This is a genomic window from Escherichia sp. E10V10 (genome assembly GCF_004211985.1).
In the GTDB taxonomy this organism is placed as follows: Bacteria; Pseudomonadota; Gammaproteobacteria; order Enterobacterales; family Enterobacteriaceae; genus Escherichia.
On record NZ_RHJO01000017.1, the window covers coordinates 24,999 to 40,591 of the forward strand.

Genomic DNA, 15,593 nt, shown 5'->3' on the forward strand with positions numbered 1-15,593 from the left:
TTAATAATGGAAAAGCTAGAGTGTAATGCGTCTAACCATTCGCCAGTGTGGGGAGTAACAGAATTTATATTCTGGAAACTGGCGCCTAAAAAATGGGGGGGAGGCGTAGCATTTGGGCGTTATTTTAAAGATGGTTGGGTGAAGCATAACTGTCTTTTGATCAATGCAGCTGCAAATGCCTGGCATTTACCTGCCCCCTTACTTGCTGGAGTTTGTTGGATTGAAGTAGGGGGAGATCCTCAGATTATAGACACGCTGGCATTTGAATTTCGTGCTATGAGTTGGAGTGGGCCTGAATGGGTTGATGAACATATCACAATCGCTTCGAAACCAGAAAAAACTTCTTTTGGTGCGGTGAGTATGCAATTGCGAACTGCAGCCAGAACACTCGGGCTTGATGAGACTAAAATGGACAACTCTCAGTTGCGTGAGCTGGCAAATTGTCTCCAGCATGATGTGTTTAATATACAATTAGCTGCAAGACATCTTTATCAATTGGCTGAAAAAGATGGTTTTCAGGTATCCTTACCTCACCTGACAAAAGAACAAATAAGAATTATTGGAGCTCGTTATAATCGAGGTGTTACCCTTAGTCTGGAAAAAATAAAGGAAGATACCAGCTATGGCAATTTTATTATAAATAACTGGTTACATTTCTCTAGTTTATTAATAACTACCTGGAAGTCTTCATGAGAAAAATAATTCAGATATCAGGGTGGTTATTATTTATTATGGGATTGGTCACTATCATGCTTTTTTCCGGGAGTGAGTACCAGTGGATGCAGGATATGGACCCTTCAATAACAGCATTACCTCAGGGAAACGGAAATAGAGATGTAATCAGAAAATTAATTTATTCTATTTCAGTGGCTATTCAGATTGTTCTTTATTTTCTTTCAGTATCGCGTACAGGAAAGGGATTTTCAGCCCTGGGTATTTTGCTATTACTGATTACCGCATGGAGCTCTGAACAATAATGCAAAAATTTCTCAGTCTGCTGTTTTCCCGCCGCACACTGGCCGTTGTCGGCGTGGTGGTGCTGGCGTTGCTGGTCTGGTTTATCGGGCCGCTGGTGGCGTTTGACACCTTGCATCCGCTTGCGTCCGTGGGTAGCCGGGTAGTCACTATCGTTCTGTTACTGATGTTCCTTGCACTGTGGCTGGTTAATTGGTCTATGAGCATCATTGGCGTTACGGTTCTGTGCCTGGTTATCGGCTTTGTCTCACCGTTGCTGGCCTTCGGTGATGTTCATCCATTTGCGCCGCTGTGGCTGCGTCTGACGCTTATCGGCCTGATCCTTCTGTCTTATACGCTGTATGGCCTGTACCGATTGTGGCGGGCGCTGCGTCTGGATGAACAACTGCTGCGCCGTTTCCTGCATCCGCGCGGGGAAGATGTTCCGGTGGCAGGGGAAATTAAAGCCGACTTACGCACCGTCAGCCATATTGTCACTCGCGCTATTCGGCAACTGAAGCAACTGCGCGTAGACCTGCCGGGCTGGCGTAAGGTGCTGGAAGGAAAGCGTTTTCTGTACGAACTGCCGTGGTTCATGGTTATCGGCAGCCCCGGTGACGGTAAAACTACCGCGCTGCTTAACACCGGGCTACAGTTTCCGCTGGCGGAGCAGATGGAGCAGACCGCGCATATCCTTACCGTGCCGGGCGGCGGCACGCTGCACTGCGACTGGTGGTTCACCAACGAAGCGGTGCTCATTGACACTGCCGGGCGCTATGCCCGCCACGATGACGGCGGTGAAATCAGTGCGACCCAGCGCAACGCCGGGGAATGGCAGGGGTTTCTGGGGCTGCTGCGTAAACACCGTCCCGGCGCACCGCTGAACGGCGTTATCCTGACGCTAAATGTGGCGGATCTGACCGCGCAGTCCCCGGCGGAACGACTGGCTGCCTGTGCGGCTCTGCGTGCGCGGCTGGCTGAACTGCGTGAGACGCTGGGTATTCGTTTCCCGGTTTATCTGGTTGTCACTAAGATGGATCTGCTGCCGGGCTTTACGGAGTATTTCCGTGGGCTGACCAGTCACCTGCGTGCCCAGGTCTGGGGCTTCACCCTGCCATACAGCCGCAGGCGTCACGCCAGCGATCCGCAGTCGTTGCATGCGCTCTGTGGCCAGGAACTGGCAAATCTGACGCTGCGGCTGGATCAGGGGCTGGATACCCGGTTGCAGGAAGAGTACGACCTTAAAAGCCGTCAACGGCTCTACCGCTTTCCGCGCGAATTTTCCGCGCTGGGCGCGCCGCTGCTGGAAGCCATTGAACAGATTTTCCTCGATTCAAAATTTGACGCCACTCAGCTTAACAACACCCTACGCGGCGTATTTTTTACCAGCGCCGCACAGGCGCAGGCAGACGCGGTGGCCGATCAGACGGGCATCTGGCAGCGCTTTGTCCGGGCGATCAAAGGGAAAGTGGAGTCACCTTCTCATACCTTACCGGACGGCAACCGCAGCTATTTTCTTCATGACCTACTGACCCAGTTTATCTTCCGTGAAGCACACCTGGTGGAGCCGAATCTTCAATGGGCCTGGCGTTATCGCCTGCTGCGTACTGGCGGGCATCTGCTGGTACTAGCGTTGGCTTTCTGGTTGTGGCAGGGAATGCAGGGCAGCCAGCAGGGTAACAGCGGCTATCTGAATGAAATCGCCAGCCGGACGGTCCAACTGGATGGTGACGTCAAAGCCTATACCGGAAAACCTGCTATGCAGCCTGTCCCAGTCCTGTTGAACCAGGCGCGGGCGCTCTCTGCCTGGCCGGGGCTGGACCCGGACTCACCGCCGCTGGCCTGGCGTTATGGCCTTTACAGCGTTCCGCCAGTAATGGAGAGCGTCGCATCCCTGTATGACCGCCTGCTGGACCAGCTCCTATTGCCGCCACTGGTGAAGCGCATGGAATATGTGCTTTCAGATGCCATTGCTCGTCAGGATAGCAAAGCCGCGTATGACGCTCTGCATGTTTATCTGCTGCTGAATCTTGATAAAGACCACGAGGACAAATACAACGCAGCGGAGATCCACACCTGGGTACTGAACGATCTGGAAAACCGCGATAGCGTGGCGGAGTTCGGCGGCCGTGCAGCGGTGCTGGAACATATCGACGCCCTGTTTGACGGCAGCCGCGTGGTGCATTCGCCTTATGACAAAGATGAGGGACTGATCCACATGGCGCGGGCTTTCCTTGACGGTCATACCAGCACCGAGCGTATCTATACTCGAGCCCTGGCTTCCATGGAGAGCGAAGCACCGCAGGAGTTTTCGCTGGTTCGCGCGGTGGGCGCGGATGCGGGGACGGTTTTTGTCCGCACGGATGGCCCGCCACTGGATAGGGGCGTGCCCGGCATCTTTACTCGCGAAGGCTACCGGGAACTGTTCGACAAACGGCTGTCGGAGTTTGTCGCCTCCGCATCAGCGGACGACGCCTGGGTAATGGGCCGGGAAAACGCGCAAAAAAAACGACTGATATTGTGATGAGCCAGTTGCCGGGGCAGGAACTCCCGGTTACCCGTGAGGTACGCCGCCTGTACCTGGCTGAATATGCCCGCCGCTGGCAGGATTTTCTGGCTAGTATTCACAGCATCAACAGTGCCGGGGAAGACGGTAGTCCCGGACTGGCGTATGACCTTCAGGTGCTTCGCACACTGGCCTCGCCTGACTCACCTCTGATGCGCCTGAGTAAAGCGGTGGTGGAGCAGACCACGCTGGTACCGCCGCTGGATGCGCAGGCCAGACAAAAACAAATGGCCCAGCGCGCGCAGGACCGGCTCTCCGGTAATGCGGGTAAAGCAGTGCAGACGGCAAAGCTGTTGCAGGATATCCACCCGGAAGAGCGGCTGGAAAAATCGCTGGTGGATGACCGTTTCGCCGCTCTGCGGGAAGTGGTTTCCGGGCGGACGGACACTGGACAGGGGGGCGGGGCGCCGCAGTTAAATTCGCTGCTGACGATGCTCAATGAGTATTACACCCAGCTCACCATCGCCGACAGTGCATTGGCAGCGAGCACATTACCGGGCCGCATTTCGGCGGCGGATAAACTACAACTGGAAGCGGCAAAACTGCCCGCACCGCTGAAAAATATTCTGCTGGATCTCACGCAGCAGGGAACGCGAAAGATCAACGCCGGCACCGGTGAAGTGCTGAACGCGCAGATGGAAGCGGTGATCGGCGATGAGTGCCGTGATGCCATTGACGGGCGCTACCCCTTCACCGACAGCCCGCAGGAAGTCAGCGCGGACGATTTTAACCGTATCTTTGCTAGCGGCGGTGTGCTTGATGCCTTCTGGACGAAGCAACTGGCCCCGCTGGCGGATACCGCCAGCAACCCGTGGCGCTACAAACCGACCGAAGGCAATATGACCTTACAGGGACCGGACCTGATGCCATTTCAGGAGGCGAAACAGATCCGCAGCGTTTTTTTTAATGGGGAAGGCGGGAAAAAGTTTTCCTGGGCGATGCAGGTCCGCGTCGTGGATATGGACCCTGCAATCACTGAACTGGTGATTGATATCGACGGCCAGGTGCTGCGTTACGCTCATGGCCCGGTCAGGCCGCTAAAAGTGAACTGGCCGGGGCCGCGTAACGGTTCAATGGCAGAAATCACCGCCAGCCCGCGCATTCGCCAGGACACCTCGACGCTACTGACTAATGGACCGTGGGCGCTGTTTCACCTGCTGGATGCGGGTAAGGCGCAGGAGACGGCGGTACGAGGAACACAGCAGGTGGAGTACAGCTTTGACGGGCGGCGGGTGGTGCTGGAAATCACCGCCGGACGAGACTTTGACCCGGTGGATCGCGAGCTGCTGCAAAACTTCAGTTGCCCTACGAGGATTCTCTGATGCGCCGCGCTACGGCAGTATCGGCCCCGGCGATGTTCGGCAGGCTGCCGGACCAGCGGGACTACGTACGCTGGCGGGTGAGTGCGAACGAAGGGCAGGTGTGGCAGGCGTGGCTGAACCAGCAGACGTGGCTGGGGCAGGGGCGGCATATTGTTCTGCCGGAAGGAACGGATGCTGCGAAGGCCGGAATAAATGACGGTTGGATGCACCTGTCACCGCGTGAGAAAACGGCACTGCCGGAACACCACCCATTGCCGTGGAGTTTTGTTCTGTCGCCGGGATTTTTACCCATTGGCGGGCGTGATGAGTGGCTGACCGGAGTATTGACCGCATCGCGAGACAGTACGGGCAGACCGTGGCCGCTGGTGATTTACCAGCGTGCCGGGCGAGAATGGCTGGAAGAGCGCCTGGATGACACGCAGGGCTGGTTGTACTGGCTGGCGCAGTTGACGGCAGCTCATGTCTCACCACAGACAGAACGTTGCGGGCTACTGATGGAGCAGACCGACCAGTTGTGGGCGCTATGGCGACCGGGGCCGCGCTGGGCACAGTGGTTGCGCGGCTTGCGACGTGTACCGCAGCGCAGCCGGGAACTGACCGACCTGCCGGACGCGCCGGTAGTGGAGCTGCCCGGTGTGCGTCATCTGCCGTGGCCGGGTTGGCCGGACAAAATGCTTGCGCAGGCACAGCAAGGACAGGGCTGGTTCTGGCAGCAGAACAGCGAAGGGCGGTATGTGGATGCGCTGCGGTTGGATATCCGGCAGCATTAAAAATAATCAGATGAGGAGTGAATCATTGGTTCTTATGATAAAGCCTGTAATAACGCTGGTGTAGTAAGGTTTGTACAGCAATATCTGAAAGAATGTGAATTAATCGCTAAACAACTTGATGTGCCCGTAGAAAATATCCTGGGGCTTGCCGCAAAGGAGTCCTTTTACGGGCAGGGTCGAATCGCGACAGAATACAATAACTATTTTTCCATGCATGGTCCGACACCTTTACAGTCAGGGCAGGTTCACCCGCTGGGGAGTAATAAGGTTTGGGTTGCCACTTATACCTCTTTTTCAACTAGCGGAAAGTCCTTTGCAATCCGATTTGGTAATGCGGTCAGAAATAAAAAATCTCCGGAGCAATTTGCGCAGGCATTGATTGATTCTGGTTTTAATTCAGGTAAAAACAGTAATGGCGGCCATACCGGTTATGCTAGTGAGTTAGTGGGGGTGATTAATATGGTTAAGCGGAGAATAACATGTCCTGTAAATTAATATTAGTATTGCTTTTCATGGTCGTGTCCGTGAATTGTTGTGCTGAAATTCTTATCAGGAATGTGCCGCGGTTTGATCTAACGAATGTTAACCAGTCAGGTCTTACTGAAACACAGACGCAGGCATTATTGGTTTTTTCACTAAAAAATGAAAAATATAATGTGGAATTGCCTGGAGTTTTTCTTGACGGTTCTCTGAAAGATAAAAAAGGTAACCCGTTTCATCCTGGGTATTTTAGTTTTGGGGTAGGTTATGATTCTCCTTCCGCCGGTGCGACAGATGTGTGGGGACTATTTTCAGTTTGCCCTGTAACTGGTGATATATGGGAAGAGGATTCATGCAGGAGAATCTCATTTCCCGCGCTGCAAAAAATACAAAAAGGAATAATGAAAAAAAACGGGGCAACATTTGCCAGTGAAGTGGTTCAGCGCCGGGGACTGGGGTGTACGGATGAGTAGGTCCAGTTGTGGAATTGCCTGCCGTGACCGTGCTGGCCAGCAAAAATGTTAACGCTGGCACAACAAGGGTATGGATGGTTCTGGCAGCAGAACAGTGAGGGGCGGTATGTGGATGCGTTGCGACTGGATAGAGGGGGTGTGGTGTATTTCAGTAGGATGGTTCAATGTCAGAACCCGATTGTACGGAGAACTCAGATGGAAAGTAGAGTGAGTAAAGTACAAATATTATCCTAATTTATTAATATTCTATTTTGTTGGATGTAAAAAACAGGAATACGACTGTCGTGGGCTAAATCTCTACCCCAGTATTAAAGGAGTCAATAGCATGAGTTCTTCTTCAGGGAATAAGTCTGGTTCGCTCACAACACATGTGGATGGTGTTGTTGGAGAGAGTAAAATAAATCTATCGCATGAATTCTTTATTAAACTCATGCATAAGTTTTGCCCTGACACCGTAGAAGATGGGAAGTATCTCAGGATGAATACAGAACATGGCGAATATATCCTGAATAGTGATACAGGCGACATTACATTATTAATGAGATGGAAATTTAACTGGGTGAATCAGAACAATGTAGGAGATAACTGGACATACCTGGATGAAGTTAGTTTTATATATGAATCATTTTCTGCAATCTGTTATGGATGGAATGATAAGATATTTTTATCTGTCTCAGGGGGCTCTGATTTTGCTGAGAAATTCAAGAGTAAAAGATTGCCTTTCAGCATAAATATGATTCCAGTCCATCAAAAAGAACACTGGAATGTAGACGTATTAAGAACCGTTCCTGGTAATGATGATGGCAGGCCTTATGTTAACTGGAAAAATCGGTTTGCTCATTTTTATTTTAAAGATACTTCGTTATCAGAAAAATGTGCTCCAGAGAATCAGTCAATATGTGGTTTTTATCAGGTAAATATAGTTCATGAAATTGGACATATGATTAGTTATCTGGAGGATGAATATGAACTTGATAAGTTTGGTAAACCTGTGTCTAAATATAAAATAGATACTTCCGCGTTAATGAATGTTGGGATGGAACTTCGGGAACGCTACCTGGAAGGTGTCTGTATTGACTTGAATTTAGTATATCCCTTAACTACGTTTTCTGTTGCGAGTGTAATAAAATGATCCAGAAGAAAATCGCTCTATTTTTTACGTTATTGATATTGCTTGTAACTCTAGATATTTTTGCCAGTGAGATGCATAACAAAGATGTTCAGTGGGGGGATGATGAAGAATCACTAGTGAGAAAATATGGTTCTCCTGAACATTATTTTATAAACCCAAGGCATGATTTTGTAGGTATTTATTATGGTGGCATAGAACGGACTTACCCTTCAAATAATCCTGAATTTAAAGATGTTCCTATTAAGGAGATGTTTTGGAATGTTAATAAAGATCTAAATTTAACATGTTGGCTTCATTATAAAAATGGTAAATGGATAGTTATATCCCGAGTTTATTGGCCGCCAGGATCCAAATTTTAATCCGGTATTAAAGGAGCAAATATCATGAGTTTTGTATCTACGGGTAATAAACCAGTTGGAAACGGTGGACCCGTCATCACCACACCACCAATAGCTGGCGAAAGTGGCGGTATGAGCACAGGTTCAGCCGCAACCGATGTATCTGGTGCCGCCGAGGAGATGGCAGAACAGGCAGTGGCGGACCTGTTTGGTGCGTTGCCGGAACCGTCAGGTCTGGTTAAAGCCGCAGTAGCTGCTGCGCAGGCTGCCGCTGCAGCAGCAGGGATATCGGATATGGCTGGTGCAGTTCAGGATGCGGCGGCGTCGATTTCTGCCGGTGGACCGGGCGCGCATAACGTCACAGTAAGTGGTAGTGCGGTGCCGCCGCAGATGCTTTTGTTTGCAGGCATGAATGGTTCGGAAGGGCTTGGGAATCTGTTTTCCTACACAGTACAGCTTAAAACGCCGGACGCCCTGAACCTGGGGTACGTTTCCCCCGCTGCTAACCTGCCGCTTCAGCCCATGGTGGGCAAAGACCTGTGCGTCAGTATCGAACTGGACGGTGGCGGAAAACGGTATATCAGCGGGCTGGTGACGGCGGCGAGGGTGGTCGGTCATGAGGGCCGTTCGGTAACGTATGAATTACGCATTGAGCCGTGGCTGAAGCTGCTGACCCACACCAGCGACTACAAAGCGTTCCAGAACAAAACCGTGGTGGATATTCTCGATGAAGTACTGGATGAATATTCCTTTCCGGTGGAAAAGCGGCTGGTGGAAAATTATCCACCCCGCGCCTGGCAGGTGCAGTATGGTGAAACCGACTTCGATTTCATCCAGCGCCTGATGCAGGAATGGGGGATTTACTGGTGGTTTGAGCACAGCGAGAACAGCCACACGCTGGTGCTGGCGGATGCCATCAATGGTCATAAAGCGTGCCCTGACTCGCCGCTGGTGGAGTGGCACCAGGAAGGGCTGAAACTGGATAAGGAATTTATCCACACCATTACGGCCAGTGAGAGGCTGCGTACTGGAAAGTGGGTGATGGACGATTTTGATTTTATGAAGCCGCGTTCGCTACTTAAAAGTACCGTGGCCAGTCCGCGTGATACCGGTCATGCTGAATACGAGCATTATGAATGGCCTGGTGATTACTTCACTACGGGCGAAGGCGAGATGCTGACGCGCATTCGTATGGAAGCGCAGCGCAGCCCCGGCAGCCGGGCACATGGGGCAGGTCATATCCGCACCCTCATGACCGGGTACACCTTTACGTTGATGAATCACCCGACGGCAGAAATTAATCAGGAATACCTGCTGGTACAGACCACGCTGTTTTTACGGGACAATGCGCAGCACAGCGGCCAGGATCAGCATTTTACCTATGTCACCACGTTTGAACTGCACCCCACCAGCGAAGTTTACCGCCCACAGCGAACCCTGAGCAAACCCCACACCAAAGGCCCGCAGAGCGCCATCGTCACCGGCCCGGCGGGGCAGGAAATCTGGACGGATAAATATGGCCGGGTGAAGGTGCAGTTTGGCTGGGATCGTTACGGTAACAATGACGAAAACAGCTCCTGCTGGGTCCGTGTCAGCTATCCGTGGGCAGGGAAAGGATTTGGCATGATCCAGATCCCGCGTATTGGCCAGGAAGTACTGGTGGATTTCAAAAACGGCGATCCGGATTTGCCCATCATCGTGGGGCGCACCTATAACCAGGACACGATGCCGCCGTGGGGGCTGCCGGGCATGGCGTCGCAGAGTGGGATATTCAGCCACTCATTGCAGGGAGGGCCGACTAACGGAAATATGCTGCGTTTTGACGATAAAACTGGTGCGGAAGAAGTGAAGTTCCACGCGGAAAAAGACCTGAATACTACGGTAAAAAACAATGAAACCCACACGATCATGGTCGATCGCACAAAAACCATTGTCAAAAATGAAACCATCAGCGTGGGAGAAGACCGTAATGCCACCATCACAAAAAATGATGGTCTTTCCGTCAAACTGGCTCAAACCATCAATGTCGGAACGACATATCGTCTGGATGTTGGCGATCAATTTACCCTTCGTTGCGGCAATGCAGCGCTTGCATTACACAAGGATGGCTCGATTGAGTTTTGCGGAAAACAACTTTTACTGCACACCAGCGATGTTATGCAACTCATTGGCAGTGGCATTGATATGAACCCGGATGGCGGAAAAGCCATTACTGCGGATGATATTGCCCCGTTATCCACTCCGGATGCTTCTGAATAAAAAATAATAAAAGGATTTTATCTATGACCAGCCTTTACCGTATTCAGGAGGGCAGCTTTGCCCTGCCTGAAACTTTTCTTGATCGCACCGTCAATATCTTCGTCCCATCGGGCAATGAGAGGGCAACTCCCAGTCTGAATATTTCCCGCGATACGCTCAGGTCCGATGAAAACCTGACCACCTATATTGACCGCCAGATAGCTTTGATGAAAAAAAAACTGGGCCAGCACCGGGTACTTTCGCGGGGAACGGCACTGGCGGGAACTGGCGAAGCTGCCATGACAGGTGAACAGATTCTCGCAACTCATCGTTCTGGAAAAACAGAAGTGTACCAGCGTCAGGCCGGGTTTATCACCGGGCCAGCAAAGGTACTGGTGTTGACGCTGACCAGTCAGCGTCCTTTTGATGAGCACACCGACCAGCTATGGACTGCATGGTTGACCAGTTTTCAGCCTGCTAAAAGCTAAAAAAACAGGGAGGTTTTGTCATGTATGAAGCCGCACGGGTGGATGATCCCATCTACCACACCAGCGCCCTTGCCGGGTTTTTGATAGGGGCCATCATAGGTATCGCCATTATTGCCGTCGCCAGCTTTGCTTTTGTTACCTGCGGCTTTTTGGCTGGGCTGATTTTGAGTTTTCTGGCTGATCAGATAGCTTCCGGAGTCCTGCAACTGGGAGAAGCCATCGGGCGCTCGATACATTCCACAGTGGGAAAAATTCTGACCGGTTCTGATAATGTCAGCACCAACAGTCGCCCGGCCGCCCGCGCCGTACTGAGTACGGTGATATGCGAAGACCATTCCCCGGAAATCCGTATTGCCCAGGGTTCCGGCAACATCTACATCAACAGCCAGCCAGCTGCCCGCAAGGATGACCACACTGAGTGTGATGCAGTGATTGAGGACGGCTCCCCCAATGTCTTTCTCGGCGGTGGTACACAAACGGTACTGGAAATCAGCCCGGAAATCCCTGACTGGCTGCGTCAGGTGGTGGATGTGCTGTATGTGGTCGCCGGAATGCTTGGCGGACTTGCCGGAGCCGCACGCCAGGCGGCAAAGATGGGGTCGAAATTTGGCACAAAATGCGCGGCCAAATTTATTGGCGGCGAAATTACCGGGATGGCCGTTTCCGAGGTCGCTATGGGGTTGTTCAGTAACCCGGTGGATGTCACTACAGGGCAAAAAATTCTGCTGCCGGAAACGGATTTCACCCTGCCGGGTCGTCTGCCTGTTACCTGTTCGCGCTTTTATGCCAGCCACCTGGAAACTGAAGGATTGCTGGGCAGAGGATGGCGGCTGAACTGGGAAATAACCCTGCGAGCTGATGAGGAACATATCACTCTGATTGGCGGACAAGGTCGGGAGTTAAGTTATCCGAAAGCGATGCTGACACCGGGTCACCAGATATTTGACCCCGAAGAGCAGTTTTACCTTAGCCGCCTGCATGACGGACGCTATGTGCTGCATTACACCGACCGCAGCTACTACGTGTTTGATGAGTTTGATGACCACGGCGTCGCGCCATTACTTTTTATGGAGACACCGTACCGGCAGCGAATTGCTTTCGGGCGTGAGAACGGCAGGCTGGTGCGGGTGGCTTCCAGCAGCGGGCACCATCTGTTACTGCACCGCACAGTGACGCCGGCAGGGGAAAGACTTTCGCATATTGAACTGGTGAAAGGCGGGCGTCCCGGTAACCTGGTGGAATATCGCTACGACGATAACGGGCAACTGACTGGCGTGGTGAACGGGGCCGGTGTGACGGTACGCCAGTTTGCCTATGAAAATGGCCTGATGACAGAGCACCGCAACGCGACGGGCTTTACCTGTATCTACCGCTGGGAAGAGATTGAGGGGTTTCCCAGAGTGGTGGAGCACTCGACCAGCGACGGCGAGGATTACCGGTTCCACTATGATTTTGCTGGTGGGCAGACGGTGGTAACCGGCAGGCCGGAGCAGAAGTGGCAGTGGTGGTTTGATGAAGATACGTATGTGACTGCTCACCGGACGCCGGGCGGCGGAATGTACCGCTTCACGTACAACGAAAACCATTTTCCCGTAGCGGTGGAACTCCCCGGCGAACGCAGGGTAACGCTGGAATACGACACCCTGAGCCGGGTGGTGAAAGAGACGGACGCGGCAGGCCGGGTGACGCAGACGCAGTGGAACGGCAGTTTTGATGAAATCACGCGCCGGGCGCTGGATGACGACCACATATGGAAGGCGGATTACAACGAACACGGGCAGGTGATACGGGAGACGGACCCGGAAGGGCGCGTCACGCGGTACGGGTATGATGAACAGGGGCTGGCGGTCAGCCGCACGGATGCGCGGGGCGGCCTGGTTGCACTGGTGCATGATGCGCGCGGCCAACTGAGGCGTTACACCGACTGTTCGGGGCGCGCCACGGGTTATGAATACGATGAAGACGGCAATCTGACGGCGGTGACGGACGCGGAAGGGAAAACGGTACGCATCAGCTATAACCGTCTGGGGCTGCCGGAGACGGTCAGCCACCCCGGTAAACAGCAGGACCGTTACACCTGGAACGCGCTGGGGTTACTGAGCAGCCACCGTCGCATCACGGGCAGCGTACAGTCCTGGCAGTATACGCCGCGCGGGCTGCTGGCGCTCCATACGGATGAAGAGAAACGGGAGACGCGCTGGCATTATACCGCGGAGGGATGGATTGCCAGCCTGAGCAACGGCAACGGGGCGCTTTACCGGTTCAGCTACGACGGCGACGGACGGCTGACGGGAGAACAGCGCCCGGACGGCCTGATACGGATGTTTGTGCTGAATGCGGGCGGGTATCCGGTCATCATCCAGACGCAGGGCACAGAAGGCGGGATGCGTAATGAGCGGCAGGAGCGTGACGCGCTGGGCCGCCTGTTGCGCAGTGACACGCAGCACAGTACACGGACCTTCAGCTACAACCGTCTTGACCAGATAACGGAAGTGACGCTCACCCCCACGGAAGAAGGGGAACGGCTGCACCACATGCAGGCGGACAGAGTGCGCTTTGCGTATGACCGCAGCGGATGGCTGACGGCAGAGCACAGCGTGCACGGCAGCATAAAGTACCGGCGTGACGCGCTGGGCAATCCCACCGATATTACCCTGCCGGACGGGCAGCACCTCAGCCATCTCTATTACGGCAGCGGGCACCTGCTCCAGACAGCGCTGGACGGTATCACGGTCAGTGAATATGAACGTGACAGCCTGCACCGTCAGGTGATGCGCACACAGGGGAAACTGGCGACGTTCAGCGGCTACAACGCCGACAACCGGTTAAGCTGGCAGCGCAGCCTGCCAGGCGGCAGCCAGAACCCACAGCAGACAGCCACACACCCGTCACACAGAGACAGCGTGACGGCGCGGGACTATATCTGGAATGCGGACGGTGAAGTCGGCGGCATCAATGACAAACTGCGCGGTTGCCTGGTGTTCAGCTATGACCGCAGCGGCTGGCTGACCAGCCGCACGGGGCAGATGTACGACCATGACCATTATTATTACGATAAAGCCGGCAACCTGCTGACGGATGAATATCAGGGAGCGGTGATGGATAACCGCCTGCCGGGCTACGGGCGTGACCGTTACCGCTATAACGAATGGGGCGAACTGACAGAGCGCAGGGACCAGCAGCTGGAGTGGAACGCGCAGGGCCAGTTAACGCGGGTCATCAGCAGCAACAGCGAGACGCGGTATCAGTATGATGCGCTGGGCAGGCGCATCAGCAAGGCGACCAGCAATCTCCATGCCGACCGGGGAGAACGAAGCCGGACGACGTTTGTGTGGGAAGGGTTCCGGCTGTTGCAGGAGACAACGTGGCAGGGAAAGCGGACATACCTGTACGACGCGGAACAGCCGTACACGCCAGTGGCGGCCATCACCGGGCGCGGAGAGAGTCAAAAAATCTGGTATTACCACACGGACCTGACGGGCACGGTACAGGAGGTGACCGCGTCGGACGGGACGCTGGTGTGGGCAGGCTACCAGGCGGGTTTTGGTGAAAACCGGGGCGACATCAGCAACAGCGGGGCGTACTTTGAACAGCCGCTGCGACTGCCGGGGCAGTACTTTGACGAAGAAACAGGACTGCATTACAATCTGTTCAGATATTATGCGCCGGAGTGCGGGCGGTTTATCAGCCAGGATCCGATAGGGTTAAGAGGCGGGTTAAACCTGTATGCTTACGCGCCTAATCCGCTTAAATACATAGATCCACTAGGGTTGTGCAAAACGGATGGTGAAAATAAAAATTCTTATGGCACTTACCGACCTGCTCGACAATTACCTCGTGATAAAAATGGGAATCCAATCCCTGATGTTAATGCGCCACATACTCAATTAGGTACTAAATCAGGAAGAAAAGGAGATTATACTCAGGCCAGGGAATGGGGATATGATGAAAATGGTAATTTAGTTCCCAAAAGAGATATTGATTTTACAGATCATGGAAGGCCTAAGGAACATCCCAATCCTCATCAGCATGATTATATTCCTAACCCTACAGGAGGAACGCCGCAACATGGTCCTGCAAAAGATCTGGAGATCCCATAATGAATGTGAGTAAAGGGGCGATGTGGAACAATGGAGAAAAGGTCCGCTTATCTCATTTATTAGATAAAGTACCAACTAATGAATGGGACTGGTATCTATATGAAATAGAAGCGATTGGCATTGCGCCGCGAGACATGTCAATGCCTGATTTTGAGCAACGAGTTTCATCCATGGATACCGGATTTAAATTATCATGGGATGAGGTTAAAAATTTTTCCAACTCATTAAGTGACATAAAGAATTGCTTTTTAGTTGCGTTAGTGAAGCCAGTTAAATATAGCGTGCTAGACAATGGTGATTTATCACATTGCTTGGCTTTAATAACTATATCAGATAGTACCTCATGGGAGGTTAAATTGATGAAGGATAATTATTAATCTATAGCATGAAAGTTAAATAAAAAGCCGGGAAACATCTCCGTGTATTTGGACTGCACCCCAAAAGTTGGACACCCAACTGATTAAGGTGCAGTTTTTTATGGCAAAGCCAAAATATTCTCCCGAAACCAGATTAGCTGTCGTTAATCATTATCTTGCCGGCTTTTTTATTATTTAATTCTCGTTCAGCACACTAAACATCCCGTCCCGCATCCCCTTAACCACCTGTTTAATCTGATAAAGTTCCTTCCTCAGTTTCTGCACTTCGTCGCTTTCAGCGATCAGGCTTAGGCATCCCTCCGAGATCTTCACGGTAAGGCCCGTGCCGATCTCAACTCCCGCTTCTCTCACCTAT

11 protein-coding genes and 2 pseudogenes are annotated in these 15,593 nt (G+C 52.6%); all 13 read left to right on the plus strand.

The window, feature by feature from the left end; translation table 11 throughout:
• Positions 1–6 precede the first annotated feature (6 nt).
• Positions 7–693 (plus strand): hypothetical protein, encoded by a 687-nt coding sequence (locus D9736_RS17465; protein WP_130258825.1) that lies wholly within the window; start codon positions 7–9, stop codon positions 691–693.
• Entirely contained in the window at positions 690–977 is a 288-nt protein-coding gene (locus D9736_RS17470) for a hypothetical protein (RefSeq protein ID WP_016233840.1), read from the plus strand. Before D9736_RS17465 ends, D9736_RS17470 begins: the two co-directional genes overlap by 4 nt.
• Positions 977–4,842 (plus strand): annotated as a pseudogene (gene tssM, locus D9736_RS17475) (type VI secretion system membrane subunit TssM). Before D9736_RS17470 ends, tssM begins: the two are co-directional and overlap by 1 nt.
• Positions 4,842–5,612, plus strand: a complete 771-nt coding sequence (locus D9736_RS17480; protein WP_130258826.1) for a TagF domain-containing protein — start codon at positions 4,842–4,844, stop codon at positions 5,610–5,612. The pseudogene tssM and the gene D9736_RS17480 overlap by 1 nt, the downstream one beginning before the upstream one ends.
• A gap of 120 nt (positions 5,613–5,732) precedes the next feature.
• Entirely contained in the window at positions 5,733–6,107 is a 375-nt protein-coding gene (locus tag D9736_RS17485) for a glucosaminidase domain-containing protein (protein ID WP_240725983.1), read from the plus strand.
• Entirely contained in the window at positions 6,092–6,565 is a 474-nt protein-coding gene (locus D9736_RS17490; protein WP_130258828.1) for a hypothetical protein, read from the plus strand. Before D9736_RS17485 ends, D9736_RS17490 begins: the two co-directional genes overlap by 16 nt.
• A gap of 18 nt (positions 6,566–6,583) precedes the next feature.
• Positions 6,584–6,691 (plus strand): annotated as a pseudogene (locus D9736_RS23615) (cytoplasmic protein); the annotation flags it as partial.
• A 199-nt stretch (positions 6,692–6,890) separates the two neighbouring features.
• Positions 6,891–7,697, plus strand: a complete 807-nt coding sequence (locus D9736_RS17500) for a hypothetical protein (protein WP_130258830.1) — start codon at positions 6,891–6,893, stop codon at positions 7,695–7,697.
• Positions 7,694–8,056 (plus strand): hypothetical protein, encoded by a 363-nt coding sequence (locus D9736_RS17505; RefSeq protein ID WP_240779352.1) that lies wholly within the window; start codon positions 7,694–7,696, stop codon positions 8,054–8,056. Before D9736_RS17500 ends, D9736_RS17505 begins: the two co-directional genes overlap by 4 nt.
• A gap of 24 nt (positions 8,057–8,080) precedes the next feature.
• Positions 8,081–10,294, plus strand: a complete 2,214-nt coding sequence (gene tssI, locus D9736_RS17510; RefSeq protein WP_130258831.1) for a type VI secretion system tip protein TssI/VgrG — start codon at positions 8,081–8,083, stop codon at positions 10,292–10,294.
• 23 nt (positions 10,295–10,317) lie between these two features.
• Positions 10,318–10,761 (plus strand): DcrB-related protein, encoded by a 444-nt coding sequence (locus D9736_RS17515; protein ID WP_130218492.1) that lies wholly within the window; start codon positions 10,318–10,320, stop codon positions 10,759–10,761.
• A gap of 20 nt (positions 10,762–10,781) precedes the next feature.
• Positions 10,782–14,861, plus strand: coding sequence for an RHS repeat-associated core domain-containing protein (locus tag D9736_RS17520; RefSeq protein WP_130258832.1), 4,080 nt, complete (start codon positions 10,782–10,784; stop codon positions 14,859–14,861).
• The gene (locus tag D9736_RS17525) at positions 14,861–15,238 is read left to right on the plus strand and encodes a hypothetical protein (protein ID WP_130258833.1); all 378 of its coding nucleotides are present in this window, start codon (positions 14,861–14,863) and stop codon (positions 15,236–15,238) included. Before D9736_RS17520 ends, D9736_RS17525 begins: the two co-directional genes overlap by 1 nt.
• Positions 15,239–15,593: the final 355 nt, after the last annotated feature.